The sequence below is a fragment of the Paraburkholderia sp. FW306-02-B genome (assembly GCF_058782725.1).
Genome location: NZ_JBYSXZ010000001.1, coordinates 2205668 through 2226139 on the forward strand (window position 1 = coordinate 2205668; position 20472 = coordinate 2226139).

Annotated in this window: 19 protein-coding genes and 3 pseudogenes; 11 read left to right on the top strand and 11 right to left on the bottom strand. The window is 61.2% G+C overall.

Annotated features, from left to right (window positions below; genetic code table 11):
- Nucleotides 1–202 precede the first annotated feature (202 nt).
- Nucleotides 203–643 (bottom strand): annotated as a pseudogene (locus AC3WOG_RS09715) (hypothetical protein); the annotation flags it as partial.
- 335 nt (nt 644–978) lie between these two features.
- Between AC3WOG_RS09715 and AC3WOG_RS09720 the strand changes: the two are divergent.
- The 3 genes and pseudogenes from AC3WOG_RS09720 to AC3WOG_RS09730 form a co-directional block, all read left to right on the top strand.
- Nucleotides 979–1083: pseudogene (locus AC3WOG_RS09720) on the top strand (IS5/IS1182 family transposase); the annotation flags it as partial.
- A 179-nt stretch (nt 1084–1262) separates the two neighbouring features.
- The gene (locus tag AC3WOG_RS09725; protein ID WP_492579758.1) at nt 1263–2057 is read left to right on the top strand and encodes a substrate-binding periplasmic protein; all 795 of its coding nucleotides are present in this window, start codon (nt 1263–1265) and stop codon (nt 2055–2057) included.
- Entirely contained in the window at nt 2054–5164 is a 3111-nt protein-coding gene (locus tag AC3WOG_RS09730; protein ID WP_492577784.1) for a bifunctional diguanylate cyclase/phosphodiesterase, read from the top strand. Before AC3WOG_RS09725 ends, AC3WOG_RS09730 begins: the two co-directional genes overlap by 4 nt.
- 7 nt (nt 5165–5171) lie before the next feature.
- Here AC3WOG_RS09730 and AC3WOG_RS09735 read toward each other — a convergent pair.
- Nucleotides 5172–5249 (bottom strand): annotated as a pseudogene (locus tag AC3WOG_RS09735) (IS6 family transposase); the annotation flags it as partial.
- Nucleotides 5250–5605: 356 nt separating this feature from the next.
- Nucleotides 5606–5938 (bottom strand): hypothetical protein, encoded by a 333-nt coding sequence (locus AC3WOG_RS09740; protein ID WP_492577785.1) that lies wholly within the window; start codon nt 5936–5938, stop codon nt 5606–5608.
- Nucleotides 5939–6286: 348 nt separating this feature from the next.
- On the opposite strand from AC3WOG_RS09740, the gene AC3WOG_RS09745 reads away from it, so the two are divergent.
- Complete coding sequence (locus AC3WOG_RS09745) at nt 6287–6889, top strand: universal stress protein (RefSeq protein WP_492577786.1); 603 nt, start codon at nt 6287–6289, stop codon at nt 6887–6889.
- Between the two features lie 199 nt (nt 6890–7088).
- Here AC3WOG_RS09745 and AC3WOG_RS09750 read toward each other — a convergent pair whose 3' ends face one another.
- Genes AC3WOG_RS09750 through AC3WOG_RS09780 form a run of 7 tightly spaced genes read right to left on the bottom strand, consistent with a single transcriptional unit; the run spans nt 7089 to nt 14961 of the window.
- Nucleotides 7089–7616, bottom strand: coding sequence for an NADH-quinone oxidoreductase subunit B family protein (locus AC3WOG_RS09750; protein ID WP_492577787.1), 528 nt, complete (start codon nt 7614–7616; stop codon nt 7089–7091).
- On the bottom strand, nt 7616–9172 hold the full coding sequence (locus tag AC3WOG_RS09755; RefSeq protein ID WP_492577788.1) for a hydrogenase large subunit: 1557 nt from the start codon (nt 9170–9172) through the stop codon (nt 7616–7618). The genes AC3WOG_RS09750 and AC3WOG_RS09755 overlap by 1 nt, the downstream gene beginning before the upstream one ends.
- Before the next feature lie 3 nt (nt 9173–9175).
- On the bottom strand, nt 9176–10636 hold the full coding sequence (locus AC3WOG_RS09760) for a hydrogenase 4 subunit F (protein ID WP_492577789.1): 1461 nt from the start codon (nt 10634–10636) through the stop codon (nt 9176–9178).
- Complete coding sequence (locus tag AC3WOG_RS09765) at nt 10629–11288, bottom strand: formate hydrogenlyase (RefSeq protein ID WP_492577790.1); 660 nt, start codon at nt 11286–11288, stop codon at nt 10629–10631. The genes AC3WOG_RS09760 and AC3WOG_RS09765 overlap by 8 nt, the downstream gene beginning before the upstream one ends.
- Nucleotides 11289–12239 carry a respiratory chain complex I subunit 1 family protein gene (locus tag AC3WOG_RS09770; RefSeq protein ID WP_492577791.1) on the bottom strand — a complete coding sequence of 317 codons (951 nt, stop codon included), beginning with the start codon at nt 12237–12239 and terminating at the stop codon, nt 11289–11291.
- Nucleotides 12236–14245, bottom strand: a complete 2010-nt coding sequence (gene hyfB, locus AC3WOG_RS09775) for a hydrogenase 4 subunit B (protein WP_492577792.1) — start codon at nt 14243–14245, stop codon at nt 12236–12238. Before hyfB ends, AC3WOG_RS09770 begins: the two co-directional genes overlap by 4 nt.
- A gap of 20 nt (nt 14246–14265) precedes the next feature.
- Nucleotides 14266–14961 (bottom strand): fused MFS/spermidine synthase, encoded by a 696-nt coding sequence (locus AC3WOG_RS09780; RefSeq protein WP_492577793.1) that lies wholly within the window; start codon nt 14959–14961, stop codon nt 14266–14268.
- A 489-nt stretch (nt 14962–15450) separates the two neighbouring features.
- Here AC3WOG_RS09780 and AC3WOG_RS09785 point away from each other — a divergent pair, with 489 nt between their 5' ends.
- The 7 genes from AC3WOG_RS09785 to fabZ all read left to right on the top strand — a co-directional run bounded on the left by AC3WOG_RS09785 (nt 15451) and on the right by fabZ (nt 20102).
- Entirely contained in the window at nt 15451–16212 is a 762-nt protein-coding gene (locus tag AC3WOG_RS09785; RefSeq protein ID WP_492579759.1) for a YoaK family protein, read from the top strand.
- Nucleotides 16213–16405: 193 nt separating this feature from the next.
- Entirely contained in the window at nt 16406–16852 is a 447-nt protein-coding gene (locus tag AC3WOG_RS09790) for a hypothetical protein (protein ID WP_492579760.1), read from the top strand.
- Nucleotides 16853–16911: 59 nt separating this feature from the next.
- Nucleotides 16912–17175, top strand: coding sequence for an HPr family phosphocarrier protein (locus AC3WOG_RS09795; RefSeq protein ID WP_492577794.1), 264 nt, complete (start codon nt 16912–16914; stop codon nt 17173–17175).
- 56 nt (nt 17176–17231) lie between these two features.
- The gene (locus AC3WOG_RS09800; RefSeq protein WP_492577795.1) at nt 17232–17999 is read left to right on the top strand and encodes a fused MFS/spermidine synthase; all 768 of its coding nucleotides are present in this window, start codon (nt 17232–17234) and stop codon (nt 17997–17999) included.
- An 81-nt stretch (nt 18000–18080) separates the two neighbouring features.
- Nucleotides 18081–18308 carry a hypothetical protein gene (locus tag AC3WOG_RS09805; RefSeq protein WP_492577796.1) on the top strand — a complete coding sequence of 76 codons (228 nt, stop codon included), beginning with the start codon at nt 18081–18083 and terminating at the stop codon, nt 18306–18308.
- Between the two features lie 171 nt (nt 18309–18479).
- A complete protein-coding gene (locus tag AC3WOG_RS09810; RefSeq protein ID WP_492577797.1) occupies nt 18480–18677 on the top strand; it encodes a ribbon-helix-helix protein, CopG family in 198 nt (65 codons plus the stop codon).
- Nucleotides 18678–19616: 939 nt separating this feature from the next.
- Nucleotides 19617–20102: a 3-hydroxyacyl-ACP dehydratase FabZ gene (gene fabZ / locus AC3WOG_RS09815; protein WP_492577798.1), complete on the top strand. Its 486-nt coding sequence runs from the start codon at nt 19617–19619 to the stop codon at nt 20100–20102.
- Nucleotides 20103–20193: 91 nt separating this feature from the next.
- Here fabZ and AC3WOG_RS09820 read toward each other — a convergent pair whose 3' ends face one another.
- Entirely contained in the window at nt 20194–20463 is a 270-nt protein-coding gene (locus AC3WOG_RS09820) for a YbdD/YjiX family protein (RefSeq protein WP_492577799.1), read from the bottom strand.
- Nucleotides 20464–20472: the final 9 nt, after the last annotated feature.

Sequence of the window (20472 nt, forward strand, 5' to 3'; positions counted from 1 at the left end):
TGTGCGAAGGTCGGACCGCTCGAGAATGGACATAACTTCGTCGTCCAGCTGCGAGCGTGGCTGAGCGAAACGGCGCGCGAGCTGGATGACGAATTTCCGGGCAAACGCGAACACGACACGATTGGCCACGACGGTGAGTCGATCCTGCGCAATTCCGTCGCCCCTGAGATCCGTGATCCGGGCGCTGGCGACCCTGGTGCCGTCAGCCTCGATTCGCCTTCACGATAACTTGCGACTGCACGTCCCACTCGATTTTTTGCAGCGTGGGCCGCACGGCCGCGAAATCGTTGGCGGAACAGGCCTGCGCCCCGAATGTCGCGCTCAGATGACGCATCACCTGGATCATGTTCGTTGCAGGGTCAAACATGTACCGCGATCGGAAATCGAAAAACCGATCCCTGATTTCCACATCGTCTGGTACATCGGTCATGCGGACGTCATTCGGCAGGGCGATTTGCGCAGTCTCGTGCGTGTTCAGATCGGGTAGCCAGGTGATCGCATGATTGATGGCGCTCGCGCCGTAGCCGGGCACGGCGGGCAGCGTGTGAACCAGGCCGGGGCCGATCAGCGCCGCTTCGCTGCGGATGCCGACTGCCGCGAGCAACGCGCCATAGAGCGCCATAGGGTCCTTGCAGTCTTCATACCAGACATGGCGCTGTGCGATGTCGTCGATGCCGGCCGCCGTGTTCGCCCGCCATGTCGTTTCGTCGTCTTTCGTCACAGAGCCGTTCTCCTCCACGACGAAAACATGAACGTCGCTTTCGATCGTGGCGAGCGCGACGCTACTGAGCGAAGCTGCGCGGGAGACGGTGGATGTGCCGACAATCGCCGCAGTGCTTGCAATGAGACGGTAGTGCATGGGGTTGTCGCGATTGGCAAAAGTAAGTCGTCTTCAACACATTCCACATTATGAAAGCGCGCGGGTGTTGTCAAGGGTGCCGGTGAAAGGCTCAGGCGCGCATGGTCGACAGATCAGATCCCGCGGACGAGCAGATCGATATCATCGGCGGCGAGGGCGCTTACGACACGAAGCAGTGTCATGCGGCGATTGCGGCGCGCGGCGCTCAAGTGTCGATCCCGCCGTGCAAGATAAATTGAATGTTTTCAATGATTCATACGCTCAGGTGTAAGCTATGCAATTCGCAAAAATCCGCTCCGCCCCAGCCGCCGTCAAGGCGACAGAACGACTAAACCTTGCATCCAGACAGCTGTCAGTTAAATGGACCGTTATATTTAAATCACTTTCTCGCGATGGAGACCTTGTGATTCGACATGGCCTTGGCGGTTTGCTGCTTGCGCTAAGCTGTCTCGGCAACGCGTTGGCGGCCGGCCCCGACTGTTCGCGTTCATTTACGCTCGCGTTGCACGATCACGGCCTGCTTTATTCGGTCGACACCGACACCGGAATCGACAAGGATTTCGCCAACGAACTGATCCGCCGCAGCGGCTGCCAGATCAGGGTCAGCGTCATGTCGCGCGCCCGGATCTGGAAACTGATCGAGTCCGGCGCACTCGATTTCAGCCTGTCCGGCATTGCCAACGATGAGCGCAATCAGTATGCGGATTTCGCCTGGTATTTCAGCAACAAATATTATTTGCTGGTGCGCAAGGATGCCGGCATCCATCAGCTGGCCGATTTCGAGCACAACGACCAATTTCAGCTCGGCGTCATCCGCAGCTTCCGTTATAGCAACTCGGCCAACCGGCTGGTGGACAAGCTGTCGGCTGAAAACCGCGTCAGTCAGGCTGGCGGTCTGGATCCGCTGTATCAGGCGCTGATCCTCCGGAGCATCCAGGGCATGATCATCGAACCCTTCGACTACCCTGCGCTCGACGAAAAGAAAATTCGCGACGTGACCACCATCGTCGAGTTCAACGACCCCGCCATACCGCACGGCCTCATCATGTCGAAGAGGGCACTGTCGCCGGCCGAGCGGGAAAGGTGGCGCGCCCTGGTGAATGAATTGCGCGCAGACGGCACCGTCCGGCGGATCTTCGAGAAGTACTTCAAACCCGACCTCGCCAATTCGATGGTCGATTTCCAGACGCCACCGTGAGCTGGGCGCGCCTTGTCCTGCTCCCGTTACTGGTCCTGTCCGCTGCGTTAGGTGTTACATGGATACTTTGGGACCACGAACGGCAAGCCGCCCGCCATGAATTGCTCACGCAGTTCGACTTCTCATTGGGCGACGCTGTCAGCCGGATCGAACAGCGTATGGGAACCTATGAACTCTTGCTGCGCGGCGTGCAGAGTCTGTTCGCCGCCACCGGCGAGATTGGCCGTGACCAATTCCGCAACTACGTCGGCGCGCTCAATCCCGACGCCAACTTCTCCGGCATCCAGGCCATAGGCATTGTCGAATGGGTACCGGCGACGCAGAAGGACATTCATATAGCCGCTATGCGTCGGCAGGGCTTGACCGGCTACGCCATTGAGCCCAAGGGTTCGCGCGAAAACTATGCGCCCATCATCCAGCGCGAACCGTATACCGGCCTCAATCGCGCGTCGCCTGGCTTCGATGCGTGGGCTGACCCTGTGCGGCGGCGCGCCATGGAGCAGGCGCGCGATTCCGGAATGGCAACCATTTCCGGGAAGGTCCGCCTGACCGTAGATTCCGAGGCCAGTGCTCGCCCCGGTTTCATCATGTATCTGCCGATCTATGCACGAGGGCAGTCACAGGACAGCGTCGCCCAGCGCCGGGCGCACCTGGTCGGCTGGGTCTATGCCTCTTTCCGCATGCATGACGTCATCGCGAGTCTGTACGGCGAGCAGCCGCCCGGCCTCACAATCGCTATCTACGACGGCGTCGAACCGTCGATCGCAGCACTTCTGCACAGGACTCCTGAAGCAGGCGGGCAGCATCTGCCTTCCGTCATTTCGGCCAATGAATATCTGGTCGTCGGCGGACACGACTGGACCCTTTCGATGATTGCCCAGGACGACTTCAAATCCCGTTTCGGCCGTAACGCGACAATGCTGATCGCCAGCGCCGGCACGGGCCTTAGCCTGCTGCTTGCGCTGCTCACCTGGCTGATGATGACCGGTCGCGGCCGCGCGATGCGGCTCGCTTCAGCGATGACGCAGGAATTGCGCGAAAACGAGGAGAAATTCCGCGCGATTGCCGACTGCACGGTCAACTGGGAGGTCTGGTGGGGGCCAGACGGCAAGCCCCGCTGGATCAATCCATCCGTGCAGGAATATACGGGATATACGGTCGACGAATTCATGGCCATGCCCGACTTCGCAGGCACACTGATCTATCCGGAAGATCTCCCTCGCGTCGCCCCTGAGTTTCTGAAAGGGCTTCAGGGCTTTCGCGGCGATGAGCTCGAGTTTCGTTGTGTTCGCAAGGATGGCTCGCTGGTCTGGCTTTCCGTGTCGTGGGTTCCAATCAGCGATGCCAAAGGCGATTTCATCGGCTTTCGCACGAGCGGGCGCGACATTACCGAGCGCAAACAGGTCGAGGCCGAGCTTCGAATCGCCGCTGTCGCCTTCGACGCGCTGGAACCGATGATGATCACCGATGCCAGCGCAAATATCCTGCGCGTGAACTCGGCTTTCACCGAATGCACCGGCTATACGGCCGAGGAAATTGTGGGCCGGACGCCGCGAGTGCTTCAATCAGGCCGTCACGACACGGCTTTTTTCCGCGAGATGTGGAAAGCGATCCACCGTGCTGGGAGATGGCAGGGGGAAATCTGGGATCGCCGCAAGAACGGCGAGGTGTATCCAAAATGGCTCACGATCTCCGCGGTGACGGGAGAAGATGGGATCGTCAGTCACTATGTCGGCACGCATCACGACATTACCGAACGCAAGATCGCGGAAGAAAGAATCAAGGAGTTGGCCTTCTTCGATGCGCTGACCCGTTTGCCCAACCGCACCCTGCTGCTGGATCGCCTGAAGCACGCGATCACGGCCAGCGCCCGAAGTGAAGCGTGCGGCGCCTTGCTGTTCATCGACCTGGACCACTTCAAGACGTTGAACGATACCCTGGGCCACGACCAAGGTGATCTGCTGCTGCAGCAAGTGGCGCAACGTCTGGCTGCCAGCGTGCTCGAGAGCGACACCGTGGCGCGAGTGGGTGGCGACGAGTTCGTGGTGGTGCTGGGGAGCTTGCACGAAAACCGCGAGGAGGCGGCCAGTCAGACCGAGGTCTTGGGCGAAAAAATCCTCGCCGTTCTTGGCACTCCGTATCAACTTGGCGACATTGAATACCGCAGCACTGCGAGCATCGGCGCCACGGTTTTCAGCGGACATCAGGCTTCCATGGATGAACTTCTGAAGCAGGCCGACCTCGCGATGTACAAGTCCAAAGAGAAAGGGCGCAATGCCGTGTGCTTCTTCGATCCGGACATGCAGACCGTCGTGGTGCAGCGAGCTGCGCTGGAGGCGGGTCTGCGCAACGCAATCGAGGAAAATCAGTTCCTGCTTCATTACCAGGCGCAGGTCGACGGCGCCCGCGTCACGGGCGTCGAAGCGCTGGTGCGTTGGCAACATCCCCAGCGCGGTATCGTGCCTCCCGCCGATTTCATTCCGCTGGCTGAAGAAACCGGACTGATTCTTGCGCTAGGAAGCTGGGTCCTGGAAGCTGCCTGCACGCAACTGACGCTATGGGCGACGCGGCCAGACATGGCACATCTCACAATTGCGGTCAATGTCAGCATCCAGCAATTCCGCGAACCTGATTTCGTGGACAAGGTGTTGACCATCATTAGTCGAACAGGCGCGAGGGCAGACAGGTTAAAGCTGGAACTGACGGAAAGTGTGCTGGTGGACAATGTGCAGGACATCATTCAGAAGATGGGTGCGCTCAAGGCGAGAGGCGTCGTCTTTTCACTGGACGATTTCGGTATTGGATATTCGTCGCTTTCCTATTTGAAGCGTCTGCCTTTGGACCAGTTAAAAATCGACCGGTCATTCGTGCGCGATGTCCTGGTCGACCCCAACGACGCCGTGATTGCCAGGGCCATCGTGGCGCTTGCGCAGAGCCTCGGCTTGGGGGTCATCGCTGAGGGTGTGGAAACCGAGGCTCAGCGGGACTTCCTCGCTGCTGCGGGATGTCATGCCTATCAGGGTTACTATTTCTGCCGCCCGCTTCCGGTGGAGGGCCTTGAAGCGTTTTTGAACAGGCTCGAGTCGCGCTTGTGCGTATCCGAATGATCACAAACACGCACGTCAGGATTACATCAAGTGGGTAATGCAGGCGTTTGAGCACCCGGGCCACGGCCGGATTCAGCGTCTTCATCAAGCTTTCAGTCGTTCATCTTGTTCCGCACATCATAGCGGACCGCCTTATTGCGACAGAACCGCTCAGGCCAATGTTCAATTCTCGGCCCAACGGTTGGTGCGTAGCCAGGTCACAAACTGTATGGTCCGTACGGTGAACAGATCGACGACTCGCAAGGAAGCGAAAACATAAGCACATCCGCTCCACCATTGCCGCCTCGTGCCGAACACTCAGCCTGCCGCTACGGGTCTTTCCCAGTCGACCCGTGGCCGATGTTCCGCCGCCCCTGATCAACATCAGCAACTTGGTCGTCCCGAGCAACACGATTGCCGCAGGTCTCGTAACAGGTCCGGGCATTCCGTGAGTCGCCTGGCTCAATCTCTGTTTGTTTTGACGAGAGCGGCCAGTTTTGCCCGTTCGCTGACAACGTCTTCGTTATCGTCCGCCGGCCAGTCAAGCGTGATTCCATCGTCGAGCGATTCCCGGACCAGCGACGAATAGTCCCACTTGCTCAGTCTGCCCGATTTCATCGCATCCGCGACATGGCGCCGGAGATCCAGCGGGAAGTTCGCATAGGCGGCCGACAGTGCAGCGTACTGTCGCGCGTCGATTTCCACGGATGAGTGAAGCGAGGCCCAGAATACGACCGCGACGATAGCCATCAACGGCACTGCGGTGTAGCGGAGTATGAACTTGACGGGCGTCATTGCAGGTTTTCGTGAAGACGCTCGATGCACGAACGTGTCTTACCCAGCGTGTGATTGTGTGTGATATCGGCAGGCAGTGACCGAACAGGGAGGTGGCCTGCGACAAGCCGCAGGCCGTGCGTCGCGTGCACCCCGGGCGAACCAAAAGCTGCGCGCAACGCCTGCCGAATATACCAGGCTTCGGTCGCGGCAACGCGCGGCACTTTGTCACGGATAGTGCCAGCCGGACAAATCTTCGTCACGCTGACTATACTGAAAGAAGTCGCCCTGGTTCATGTCTACCTGACTCAAGCGGCAGGCCCCGAACAGGACGTCAAGGCGAACAGGCCTGTCCGCGGGGAGAAACATATGTTCAAGCATCTGCTGGTGCCGACCGACGGTTCGGCACTCTCCGTCGCCGCCATCCAGATGGCGGTGACGCTCGCCAGCGAAAGCGGAGCCAGGGTCACGGGGCTCCATGTCATTCCGGAATTCCATGTTCTCGCATATGGGCCCGAAATGCTCGCGGACACCGAGGAGCAATTCATTCAGGTCACCCGGCAGCATGCGGATGACTATCTCGCGGCGGTCACGAAAGCGGCCACGCAGGCCGGTGTCGAGTGCGATACGATTGCCAGGAACCACGATCACCCGTACGAGGCGATTGTCAGCGTTGCAGCGCAACGAAACTGCGATCTCATCGTCATGGCATCCCACGGCAGGGGCGGGATGCGCGCTTTGCTGCTCGGCAGTGAGACCCAGAAGGTGCTGACGCACAGCCAGATCCCGGTCCTCGTCGTCCGGCAGTCGACGCAAACCGGCGTGGGCCAGGGAGTCGAATCCGGCACGTCATCGACCGCCCCAAAACCTCCTCCGCCCCAGCCGTTCATCATCGCCCGCGCGTCGCCGGCTGTCAGTCCGGTGCGCGTCACGTCCGCGTCGCCGGCACGCCCAGGAGGCTGGCGACGTTGACCCTTCACCTTCGTCTTCCGCGTGCAGGCGCAAAACGCCTTCGCCTCCGCGCGGAACACACATGCTGACTGTGCACGGCGCGCTCGGTGTTCATGCCACGCGCAAGCATCACCGCGTAACATGGGGTGGTCATCATGCGTTGGTCCGGCCCATGCTCATGTTTACGACTGCCGTCGACAGCGCGTGTCGTCGTCGGAGATCAGGGCGGGAGAGTTGTGCGTTTTGCTCGAAGCGCGGCGAGAATACCCCTCAGGATATCGATGGGAGGCGGCGGGCAGCCCGGGATCGTAACGTCGACCGGCAGCAGATTCGACAGCGGCCCGCGCACGGCGTAACTGTCCTTGAAAATACCGCCCGTGCAGGCGCACTCGCCGGCGGCGACCACCAGCTTCGGATGCGGCGTTGCCTCATAGGCCTGCAAGACCGCTTCCTGCATGTTCAGCGTGAGCGGGCCGGTGACCAGCAGCATGTCGGCATGGCGGGGACTCGCGACGAACCGGATACCCAGACCCTCGATGTTGTAGTACGGATTGTTGAGCGCATGGATTTCCAGTTCGCAGCCGTTGCAGGAGCCCGCATCGACCTCGCGAATGCATAGCGCCCGGCCGAGCACGTCGAGTATTTCCTGCTGGATCCGGTGGCCTTCGGCCCGCCATGCGTCATCGCCCTCGGGCACGCGCAGAGTCGGCGTGCCGGTTGTCGCGATCTGTTTGAGAAGTTGCCACATTACAGGTCGTGTCCCGCATAGTTCAGATTGAACGACTTATTGATCAGCGGGAAATCGGGAACGATATTGCCGATGATCGCGTGTTCCAGGGCTGGCCAGTTCTGCCACGACGGGTCATGGCAATGGCAGCGCGCAATGGCGCCGTCGGCTCCAGTCTCGATGGCGACCAACACATCGCCTCGCCAGCCTTCAATCCAGCCCACGCCATAGGACGGCGAGCTTCCGTGTTCAATCCCGGAGGCAATCGCTCCGTCCGGCAGATCGGTGAGCAGGGCGCGGATCAGCCGGATGGACTCGTAGACCTCGCCGAAACGGACCGCGACGCGGGCCGCCACGTCACCCCGTTCGTCGCTGACCATCTGCACCTGAACCTCATGGTAGGGCGCGTAAGGATGATCGACCCGCACGTCGATTTTCCGCCCGCTGGCACGCGCGACCAGCCCGCATACATCGAAGTGCTCTGCCACTTTGGCGGACAGTATCCCTGAGCCCGCGAAGCGATCCTGCAGTCCCGATTGATCGTCATAGATACGCTGCATCACGCGGACCTGCGTATCGATCTGCTCGCACTGCGTCTCCATTGCAGCGATGAAACGCGGATCGATCTCCGTTGTCACGCCACCAGGAACGATCCGATCCATCAGATAGCGGTGTCCGAAGACCCGATCGTTCAGGCGCAGCCAGTCTTCCTTCAGGCGGGAAAACGTGGCCAGCCCGTACGCGAACCCGGCATCGTTGCCGAGCGCACCCAGATCGCCGAGGTGGTTGGCAATGCGCTCACGCTCGAGCAACAGTGCGCGCAGCCACTGCGCGCGTGGCGGAATCTGGACATCGAGTGCCCGTTCGACCGCCATGCAGTACGCCCACGAGAACGCGACAGTAGAATCCCCAGCGATTCGTCCCGCCAGACGGTGCCCGAGCAACAGAGGCGTTTGCTGAAACAGCTTTTCGATGCCGCGATGCGCGTAACCGAGCCGCTCCTCGAGCCGCAGCACTTTCTCACCGACGACCGAGAAGCGGAAGTGTCCCGGCTCGATCACGCCTGCGTGGATCGGGCCTACGGCGATCTCGTGGACGCCGTCCCCGGCGACCGGCACGAACGGATAGTCCGCTTCCTGCGATTCGAACCGTTCGGCCCCGGAAGACAGCTTCTGCAGCGGATAGTAGTCGGCAGGCCAGTTACCATGGTTCAGCCACGGCCTCGTATCTTCGGCCCCGATCGCACCCAGTCCCAGCAGATCGTAGACGGCGCGTTGCATACGCGTCGCGGCTGGAAAGACGGTCGACAGGTCCGGGTATCCGTTCTCATGCACATCGCCTGCAGGCGACTGAAGCCACAGGATGCCGTCTTCCAGTGCATACGCGGCGGAGATCGCGAATGTGCCCGCCGTCTCTTCGGTACCCCACAGGGAGATCAGACGGCCACCCGCCTCGCGCACCGTGCCGGCGGTGCGGGTCCACGTGTCGTGATCGATCCGTGCGAGAAAAGCCGAGGACCTGCCCGCAAACACGGACAGGCGAACCAGGTTGGGAAACCCGAATGCCTCGATGCGCATGTGTCACCCCGCGATCATGGCCGCCGCCTGCCGATACCACGTCGCAAGATAGGGCGGAATGTAGAGTCCCAGCATCAACCCGACGCCGAGATGGACGAACACGGGCAGCAACGCCGGCGGGTGTTCGAGAACTTTGGCCGTCGTGTCCCCGAACACCATGCCCTGCACGCGCACGAAGATGGCCGCGAACGCCACGGCAAGCGCGAGCAACAGGAAGGGCGTGGTCCATGGGAGCTTGCTCATCGCGGTGGTCAGGATCAGGAACTCGCTCGCAAAGACGCCGAATGGCGGCATCCCCAGGATTGCGAGCGCGCCGAGCATCATGCCCCACCCAACGGTTGGGCTCACGCGCAACAAGCCGCGGATGTCGTCGATCGCCTGGGTGCCGGCCTTCTGGGCCGCATGCCCGACGGTGAAGAAGATCGCCGACTTCACCAGCGAATGCACCGTCATGTGAAGCAGGCCTGCGAAGGTGGCGATGGGGCCGCCGAGCCCGAAGGCGAACGTCATCAGGCCCATGTGTTCGATCGACGAATACGAAAAGAGCCGCTTGACGTCTTTCTGCCGGAACAGCGAAAAGGTGGCGATCAGCACCGAGACCAATCCGAAGCCGACCAGCAGGTGTCCCGGCAGGCCGTTCTGGAGTGCGCCATCGGCCAGCACCTTGCAGCGCAGCACCGCGTAGAGCGCGACGTTGAGCAGCAGACCGGACAGCACAGCCGAAATCGGCGTAGGACCTTCGGCATGTGCATCGGGCAGCCAGTTGTGCATGGGCACGAGGCCGACCTTGGTGCCATAGCCGATCAGCAGAAACACGAACGCGAGCGAAATGATGGTCGGGTCGAGGCTGCCCTTGACCGCGTTCAGACTGGTCCAGAGCAGCGCATCGCCGCCGCCGAGCTGCCGGCTCGCGGCGAGATAGAGAAGGATCGTGCCGAACAGCGCCTGCGCGATGCCGACGCCGCACAGGATGAAATACTTCCATGCGGCTTCCAGACTTGCCGCCGTGCGATAGACGCTGACCAGCAGCACCGTCGCGAGCGTGGCGGCTTCCATGGCGACCCAGAGGATGCCCATGTTGTTGGTGAGCAGCGCGAGCAGCATCGCGAAGATGAACAGCTGGTACATGCTGTGGTAGAGGCGCATGCGCGGGCCGGTCATCTTGCCGCGGTCACGCTCGATGCGCATGTACGGCCTTGAAAAGATCGACGTTGTCCAGCCGACGAAGGCCGTCAGCGCCACCAGGAACACGTTGAGCGGATCGACGAAGAACAGCTTGCCCAGCGCGAACGCGGGCCCATGCGCCACGGTTTTCACGGCGAGCAGCATGGCGGCGGCAAAGGTCAGGAAACTGAAGCCGACGTTGAGCTCGGCCGCGACATGGTGCTGTCCCACCAGCGCCAGACACATGCCCGCGAAGAGCGGGATTCCGAAAACCAGCAGCAGTACCCAGGCTTCAGTCATCTTTGAGTTTTTCAAGGTGATGAATGTCCAGACTGTCGAACTGTTCGCGAATCTGGAACATGAACACGCCGAGGATCAGGATGCCCACCAGCACATCGAGTCCGATGCCGAGTTCGACGATCATCGGCATGCCGTTGGTTGCCGCTGCAGCGGCAAAAAACAGGCCGTTTTCCATCGACAGAAAGCCGATTACCTGAGGGATTGCCTTCGCGCGCGTAATCATCATCATGAACGACAGCAGCACGCAGGCGAGTGCGATGCCGAGCGTGCCGCGCGCGACCGACGAGGCGAGCAGGCTGATCGGCGACGCGACATTGAACGCGACGATCACGAGCACGATGCCGATCAGAAGGGTGGCGGGAATATTGAGGAGGGATTCCACATCCGTTTTGACGTTGAGCCGCTGCACGAGTCTGTGAAGTATCCAGGGAATCAGGCCGACCTTGAGCACCAGCGTCAGCAACGCGGAGATATAGATGTGCGTGTCGGCTGTGACGAAGCCCAGAACCAGATTGGCTGACACGAGTGTCAGGCCCTGCAGCGTATAGAGGTGAATCAAAGACAGGATCCGGCGCTGGCTGAGCATCGCAAACGACAGCAGCAACAGGATGGCGGCCAGGAAGTTGATGATCTGCGTCGCGAAGCCGTGCATTCACGCCCCCAGCAGAAAGTGAACGAGCATCCCGATGACGGCCAGCAGGAACGCTGTCGCGAGAAACTCCGGCACGCGGAAAATGCGCATCTTCGCGTTGGTCGTCTCGACGATCGCGAGCGCCACGCCTCCCACCAGCAACTTGACGATGAGCGCCGGTACGGCGAGCAGCAGCGCCACAGGATTGCCGGCCTCCGCGATGCCCCACGGAATGAACAAGGCGAGGCCGATGCAGGAGTACGCGAACAGTTTGAGGCTCGCGGCCCATTCCATCAGCGCGAGATGCCGGCCGGAATACTCGAGGATCAGCGCCTCGTGGATCATCGTCAGTTCGAGGTGCGTGGTCGGGTTGTCGACCGGCAGGCGCGCGTTTTCGGCGAGCGACACCATCGTGAATGCGATCCCTGCGAACGCGAGGCTCGGATAGATCGCCAGTTCGCGATGGCTGAGCGTGGCGACGATGGTGGTCAGCAAGGTCGACTTCGTGATCAGCGACGCCGAAAACAGGACCATCAGCAAGGCAGGCTCCGCGAGGAAGCCCACCAGCATCTCGCGGCGCGCGCCGAGCGTGCCGAACGCGGTGCCGACGTCCATCGCGGCCAGCGAGATGGCCACACGAGCCAGCGCGAACAGACCCACCAGGGCGATCGCGTCCGCGGCCGGCGACAGGGGAAGGTCGGTTGAGAGCGTGGGTACGATCGCGCAAGCGAGCGTCATGCATGCCCAGACGACATACGGCGCGCCGCGGAATATCGGACTGGCGTGGTCGGCGACGACCGACTCCTTGTTGAACAGCTTGTGCAGCATCCGGTAGGGCTGCCAGATGCTCGGCGCCCGGCGGTTCTGTAATCTGGCGCGGCACATGTTGACCCAGCCCGTCAACAAGGGCGCTGCCGCCAGTGCGAGCAGGATCTCAAGCCCCTGGGAGAGCAATCCGGAGAGTGTGATCATCGTCTCACCAGCATCAGCAGCACGATCAGCACGAGAAAGCTGTGCATCAGATAGACCGCGATGCGGCCTGTCTGGAGCAGCCCGGCCAGTGCCGCGAGGCGTTTGGCCAGCCGCTCGAGCGGCTCGTAAATCAGGGTCCACGCCCGATCCGTCACGGTGACGCTGTACGCGGGGTGTTCGTCGAACGCAGAGGGCAGCCGCCGTTCGATCCTGAACAGAGGCGCGAAGATTTCGCGGATCGGCTGCCCGAACCCTTCCGCCGTGTCCTGCATGCGCGCGTTCACGAACGGAAAGCCGCAGGCCCAGGGGGCCGCCCGCCGCAGGCGCCCATGATAAAGACGGCGTACCAGTAGCCACGCGAGCCCACAACAGGCAACGAAGAACAGCAGGAAAACCGCCGGCATGTAGCTGGCCCGGTCCACACTGGTGGGTGCGAGCAGCAGCCAGCCGTTCCGCGCGACGGTGGGTCCGATGCCCGTGCCAACCAGCACCTGCGTGACGCGATCCAGAACGATTACGAACTGCACAGGCAGCAACCCGAGCAGCACGCAGATCGCTGCCAGCCACACGAAGCCGACGCGCTCCCACGGACTTGCATCCCGCGCGTCGCGAAGCTTCGCCTCGCGCGGCTGACCGAGAAAGATGATGCCGAAGAACTTGACCATCGTGTAGCCCGCGAGCGCGGCCACGAGAGCGATCAGCGCGGCAACGAGCGGAATCACCATGTTCAGGAACGGGTCCGGCAAGCCCGGCGTGAACAGGAAGCTTTGCAGCAGCAGCCATTCGGAAACAAAACCGCTCAACGGCGGCAGGCCCGCACTGGCAAACGCGCCCACGAGTGCGGCCCACGCGGTCCACGGCATGAAACGGATCAGGCCGCCCAGGCGCCCGAGATTGCGCTCGCCCGTCGCGTGCAACACGGAACCTGTCCCGAGAAACAGCAGGCTCTTGAACGTCGCGTGGCTGGCGATCTGGTAGAGCAGTGCCGTCAACGAAAGGGCAGCCAGCGCGCTCATCCCGTACGCGCGAAACAGGACGGCCAGCCCCATGCTGACGAACATCAGGCCGATGTTGTCGATCGACGAGTACGCGAGCAGCCGCTTCATGTCCGTCTGGATGGCGCTGAACACGACGCCGAACAGGGCGGTGAAGAGTCCGAGTATCAGCATGAGCACGCCCCACCACGCAATCTGCACGTGCAGCAGATCGAACACCGTGCGCAGCACGCCGTAGAGGCCGGCCTTCAGGACGAACCCGCTCATGAGGGCCGACACCGGCGACGGCGCGGCCGGATGGGCCTCGGGCAGCCAGACATGCAGCGGAAAAATACCCGCCTTGGTGCCGAAACCGAATAGCGCCAGCACAAACGCGACGGACGCCCAGAACACGTCCAGATGCTGCTGACGCATGTTGGCAAACGTGTAGTTGCCGGTATTGGCCTGCAACAGGCCGAAGCACAGCAGGAGCGCCAGCGCGCCGACGTGGGAGATCAGGAAGTAGAGCCAGGCTGCCCGGCGGATCTCGGCGAAGCGGTGATTGGTCATCACGAGGAAGGTGGCCGATATCGTCATCGTTTCCCACGCAACCATGAAGCAATACGCATCGTCCGCCAGCAACAGCACCGCCATGCTCGCGAGGCACACGTGATATTCGAAGCAGAGCAATCCGGGCGGCGTGCCCTCGCCCTTGCGGAAATAGCCGGAGGAGAACGCACTCACGCCCGTGCTCACCATGCCGAGTACCGTGAGGAAATACGCCGACAGGCCGTCGAGCCGCAGATGAAACGGCAGGTCCGGCAAGCCGAGCGGCAGGACGGCTTGCTGGGGATCTGAAAAAACGCCCGCGAGGCCCAATCCGCACAGAAGCAGGCCGAATACGGTGCCGAGTGGAAACAGGCCATGCGCCACCACGCGTGTGCGGTGCAGGTTCGCGAGTCCGAGAACCCCGACGGCCAACCAGCCGGCGACCACCAGCAGCACGTAATGGACGACCAGCAAATGTTCCATCGGTGTTGTCTCCGGTGCCGTCAGATGTCTTGTTCAACGGCTAGTACGTTGGATGAAGGGTATCCCGAAACCGGCTTTGCCCGGTGGTGACGCTCCATTTTTTTGACATATTGACGCAGGTCGAGCCCCATCGATTGCGTGAGGGCTTCCGCGCGCGCATAGAGATCGAGCCATCCCGGTACGGTGTCCTGCTTGATGCCGATGGCAATGGCGTTGCCTTCGCGCCGCGCCATGGTGCGGAACAGTTTTCCGTCGCACGCACGGCCGATCCGGTCGAGGTGAGTGGTGAGCCGCGAGTCGCTGTTCAGCAGGTTGGCCACCAGCACGCCTTCGTCACGCAGCGCAGCATGGCAGCAGTCGTAAAAGTACTGGCTCGACAGGCTGGCGGGCAGCCCGGACGCGTCGAATCCATCGAGCAGGATTACATCCGCGACACCAGCCTTGTCCGAGAGGTATTCCGCTGCGTCGGCGTGTACGATCCGGAATCGTTCTGATTCAGGCGGAATGAAAAAACACTCGCGTAACGCGATCACTCTTTCGTCGATTTCCACCGTGGTCACCCGTGCCGACGGAAACTTGTGGAAGCAGTATTTCGACAGCGATCCGCCTCCCAGGCCCACGATCAGAATGTCTTTGGGATCGGGGTGAAAGAGCTGGAACGACATCATGGCCCGCGTGTACGAAAGATCAAGCGCGAGTGGATCGTTCCTGCGCATCGAGCTTTGTATGCCGAAAGCGTCGAAGCACAGTGACCGCGTGCACAATCCCTCGCGGACTACGGGTTTGCCAAAGGTCTTTCTCCAATGCTCCGCGAGAGCATGCCTGAGCTGATTGTTGTGATCGGCTGACAATCCCATGTTCTCCTGAAGCCGCAGGCATGCAGGCCGCGCCTTCGAACAATGCGTTGCTGCTGCGTACGCAACGGAGGCGTTCCTGAGCATCGTTCTGTTCCAGAACGGAGTTATTTGACAAGGAACATCTGGTTACCAATTGATGATAATGAGGTTATCATCCTAGCAGTTTTATTGATCCGGTTCCATACGTGATGATCCGTCGACAGGCGCGCAGGGCGCGCCGTGTTCGTTCAAGGCATCGGGAATACGGGGTTTCATCCTGCGCATGGAATCTCGGAAGCCAGCTTGCTGCGCCGGTCCAGCTTACGCCGAAGCGCGGTTCGGACATACGAACACATGAGTCGGTACCTGATGCCAGCAGATTATTTCCGGAGCCTGACGGGAAAGAACCGGAGTGCCGGGGCCGACAGGCAGCTTGGCTTTTCGCTGGCGTTCGTGGCCGGCGCGACCAATGCCGGCGGTTTTCTGGCCGTTAGGCAGTACACGTCTCATATGAGCGGCGTGGTCTCCGCGATTGCCGACCAGGCCGCGCTGGGTGACCTATCGCTGGTCCTGGCGGGTATCGGATCGCTGATTTCATTCCTGCTGGGCGCCGCCAGTTCCGCCGTGCTCGTCAACTGGGGGCGGCGCCGGCGGCTGCATAGTCAGTACGCTTCGCCGTTGCTGGTTGAGGCCGTCCTGCTCCTCTGTTTTGGGCTGCTCGGCAGCCATCTCGCCTTGTGGGAGACACTGTTCGTGCCGGCGACCGTCGTGCTCCTGTGTTTCATCATGGGTTTGCAGAACGCGATGATCACCAAACTGTCGGGTGCGGAAATCCGTACCACCCACATGACGGGCATTGTGACGGACATAGGTATCGAGCTTGGCAAGCTTCTTTACTGGAACTCCTTGAGGAGCGAACTCAGCGCGCCGTTTGTGCAGGCCAATCGGGCAAAGCTGAAAGTACACGGGACGATGTTGACCATGTTCTTTGTCGGTGGTGTCACGGGAGCGATGGGATTCAAGCACATTGGATACGCTTCGACGGTGCCGCTTGCGGCCGTGCTGATAGTGCTGGCCATCGTGCCCCTCGTCGACGATCTGCGCGCGCAGATCTATCGCCTCGATCGTTAGGCTGGAAGCACAGCAAACGAATTGGGGAGGGATTGCTCCTGGTTGAAAGTCGCCGAACATGATAATGAAATTACCATTGACTTATGTTGAAATGGTAATAATATTGCATCCTTGGGCAAGAAGCCTGCTGGTCGCATCGCGCTGAATCTGAGCGAAGGCAGGGGGTATGCCGGCGCTCGGCAGGGAGGTCGACATGATTGACGCGAGTGTTCCGCTGCTGTCCCATGACTACACGCACCTGTTTTTGCGGGACGTGATGGGCCGTCGCGGACTGATCGTCGTCGGCGTGGGCAGGGCGGGCGAACGCGGATTCCAGATGCTGTACCGGTTTTCCGATATCTGCGACCGCCTGGAAGAATGCGGGGTCAATGTCATCTTCGTCTATCAGAAGGAATCGGCGCGCCACGTCCAGGACGCGACCTCGTTATCTGGCGCGCGATACAGGCAAAGGCCGTGTCTGTTTCTGGACGATGACGGTCAGTTCTTTGTCGGCCCACCGCGTCCAAAATCGCTTCGCGCGGTATATCTGGATCGGGAAATGACGCGGCTCGGTGCGGTCGAAATCGCTTTGCGGGATGAAACGTGGGATTCACTGCTGCGCGCTTTCTTTGCGCAGGCCATCGCAAGTTCGATGCACTGAGCGCAACCGGACGGGGCGACGTAGCCCCGAGTGACGAATTACGCCCAAAGGGGAGCGGGTTGGTCGAGGTATTGATTCAGGTTGGCGGGCGATGGGGCTTGAACGGGCACGAGTCTGCAAGGCTTGCAGTTGGTGCAGCCCGGTTTGCCAGCGATATCGTCTGCATGGCGAACGGGCGGTCCGTCAACGCCGAGGATGTCATGTCGGTCATGTCCCTTCGTGCCCGGTCAGGTACGCCGGTGCGCATCCTGGTGGCCGGTCCTGACGAAATCGCGGCGCTCGAGGCGCTTTCGGCCATCCTGCGTACGCAGGAATTCTGCTGACCGCCCGGTGCCCAGCACACGATTGGGCACGCATCGGCACGTTTTCGACCAGGCACATGAAAAGAAAGAGGAAGGCAAACAAGCCGCTGGTCATACAGAATGACCAGGTGGTTTCACTGTATTTTGATGCACGCGGCGTCCAGAGCACGATGTTGCGGCACGATCCCTGCGCCCTTGCGCTGGGTTACACGCGGACCATGATGGGGTTTCTGCTGTTCCAGCCGTCCCCACGCCGGATTTCGATGATCGGGCTGGGTGGCGGGTCGCTGGCGAAATACTGCTACCGCTATTTGCCGGATACGGCAATTACCGCGGTCGAAATCAATCCGGAGGTGATCGCGTTGCGCGAGCGGTTTCACATGCCGCGCGACAACGAGCGCTTCCGCGTGGTTTGTGCGGATGGCGCGCAGTTCATCACCGCTCAGGATCACCGGCCCGACGTATTACTGGTAGATGGCTTCAATGCCGATGGCCTGCCGGCCGAACTGGGCAGCAGGACGTTCTATGAAGCCTGTCGTCGCCGGTTGAGCGATGACGGTGTCCTGGTGGCCAATCTGGTGACGGACGAACCGGACTTTCATCGCCACCTGCGCTCGCTCAGGGAAGTCTTCGCGAGCGCGGTGACTCTGGCGCCATCCGAAGGTAGTGAGCACAACGTCACCGTCTTTGCGTGGAAAGGAGCCGAAGAGGCTCCGTCCTATGCGGCGATGCTCGACCGGGCGCGCGTGCTCGCGCCCGGACACGCGGTGAATCTTCATGCAACGGCCACGCGCATCGAGTACGGGAAAAAATTTAACTGGAATCGATATGAGCAGGCGTGTTAGGCGGATTTGTCCGCCTTGTGCAGACGGTGACACGCACACGTTCCCGGCCTTTTCAAGCAGGCGCATTCTCGAGGAGGGAAGATGACAGTACGAGGCGACAACGAAAGCGGCACCTTGACCCATGCGGCCGTCTGGGCGCTCGAGCGTCTGGCTCAGCAGCGATACGGCCGCGACGCGCCCGCCCTGAACTGGTCGGTCGCGCAGGAACTGCGCAACGCAGGGTTTGTATCGGTCCCAGCGAACGGGCGGGGCACCGTTTCGATTACCCAGGCCGGCCAGAACTACCTGCGTGCCAGGGCGGTACGTTAAACCCAGGGGCGCCGCCCGCCCCTTGAAGTGCTTCTCAACCGTTCATCGGCCGCATAGGGGCGAGCGATTCAGTAATCGACGACGCGTGGTGCGCCCGTGACGTCACGAGGATGACCCGGACCACGCGATGTATTATAATTTAATTAACATACTTGGATTATTGCCCCCGTCATGGAAACGAAAAGCGCTCGACTCACAATCCTGATTGATCCTGTGAAGAAGGAGGCGTTCGAAAAGCTGTGCGCGGCACAGGATTTGACACCCTCACAGGTGGTGCGGCAACTGATTCGCGAATACCTTGAGCAGCATGGCGTCACCTACAGGACAAAGAGCGCCATTGGTGCCCGGGCACGTCGAAAAACTGCGTGAACTATACCTGCTTCAGGTCAATGAAGTGATCCTCCGGAGACGTCGGTCTGCATGATTGTCGTGGCGAATTGAACCGGATGGCCGCCGATCTTGCGCGGCAACTTGTGGAGGCCGGTGGCATGGTGCATGGCCGACAGGATGCGTGCTGGTTCTTCACCAGCGAGAGGCAGATCAACTTCGCGTCACCGCGAGTCATCGTCATCTACGCTCAATGCGTGGATGCTCTTGCGCAGCGATATTAGTGCCTGTGCGGCGCGACTCGGGCATTCGACATGCGCCCGATCTTGCCTGCCTCACGCTGCTATCGGTGCCGGTACGGTGCAAAGCGTGCGTTTGTCCAAGCACCGGCCCGGTTAAGGAGTCTGCGCCCAGCTGCCTGAAATGTCAGGTTCCGCGGGAGGTCCGCGCACGAGTCGCTTGTGTCGACCTCCGCCCGTGTCCGTATGTTGGCGGCCGCGTGACGCGGCGCTTCCAGTCAGGCCGCACAGATCAGGCGTACGTCAGCTGTTTCGTCCGCCGTCAGTTTTTGCCCGGATGTCCAGTCAGAAGCGAGCCCTGTGCCTTCCTTCAGGCGACGCGTGGCCGCGCGCTTGAAGCCAAGGCACTGCGCAAGCTGCGGCACCCGGCCCGGTCTGCGCGCTTGAAGTCGTTCCTGAGGGAGAAGTAGAAACCGGAGGCGATACCCGGTCCGACGGGACCGGGTACGCGGGATGAGAGCCGGAGCGCCGCGGTGATTCGTAATCCAGACAACCTGTGGGAATGCGTGAAGGTGCCCGAAGCGGTGGCTGCCGGGAAAGGGCGCCCGTTGCTGTGACCTGGTGGCGTCGTCAGCCTCCGCCGGCTAATGGAGTCGACGGGAAATCGGCGGCGGCATGCACTACCAACCCCTGCATCGGTATCCGCGGTCGTCATCGCAGCCAATGCGTGAGCAGAAACACCATGAGCACCGAAAAAATCAATCTCGACATTCATAAGATTCTCACGCTGCTGCCGCACCGCTACCCGATCCTGCTGGTCGATCGGGTGCTCGAACTCGAACCGCACAAAAGCATCAAGGCGCTGAAGAACGTGTCGATCAACGAGCCGTACTTCGCGGGTCACTTCCCGACGCGTCCGGTGATGCCCGGCGTGCTGATTCTGGAAGCGCTCGCGCAGACGGCGGCGCTGCTAACGTTCTCGGAAGTGCCGCACGATCCGGCCAATACGCTGTATCTTTTCGTCGGCATCGACAATGCGCGCTTCAAGCGGGTGGTCGAACCGGGCGACCAACTGATCCTGAACGCGACGTTCGAGCGGCATATGCGCGGCATCTGGAAGTTCAAGGCGCGCGCTGAGGTCGATGGTGCGGTTGCGGCGGAGGCCGGCCTGATTTGTACGGTCAGGCACACCGACGCGAACGGCAAGCAAGGCGCCGGCACGCACTGAAGCGGCATCCAGATAGTCCAACGGTTCCGGAAGTGTGAGGACGTCAGGATCGCGACATCGATCCTGCGAAAGGCGTTCGTTGGATGGAACGCTAGCAGCACCTCGACCCGCTACGGGTGTATTTGCGATCGATCGCCCGGGCGCAGAACTCTCGTCGCGACAGCAGCGGATCGCCCGGGTGATGCGACGCCATATGCGACAGGTAGCGTTCATAGTCCGGGATGCCAAACACCTGCAGGTAGGCACGGTGCAGCGTCCTCGCAATGTCGGACAGGCGCTTGGGTGGCGCATCCACACACGGCTGGATCCCCGTTGCCTGAAGCGGGGATCCCACAGGTTTGCGACTGAGAATCGTTTTCACGGCGAGCCC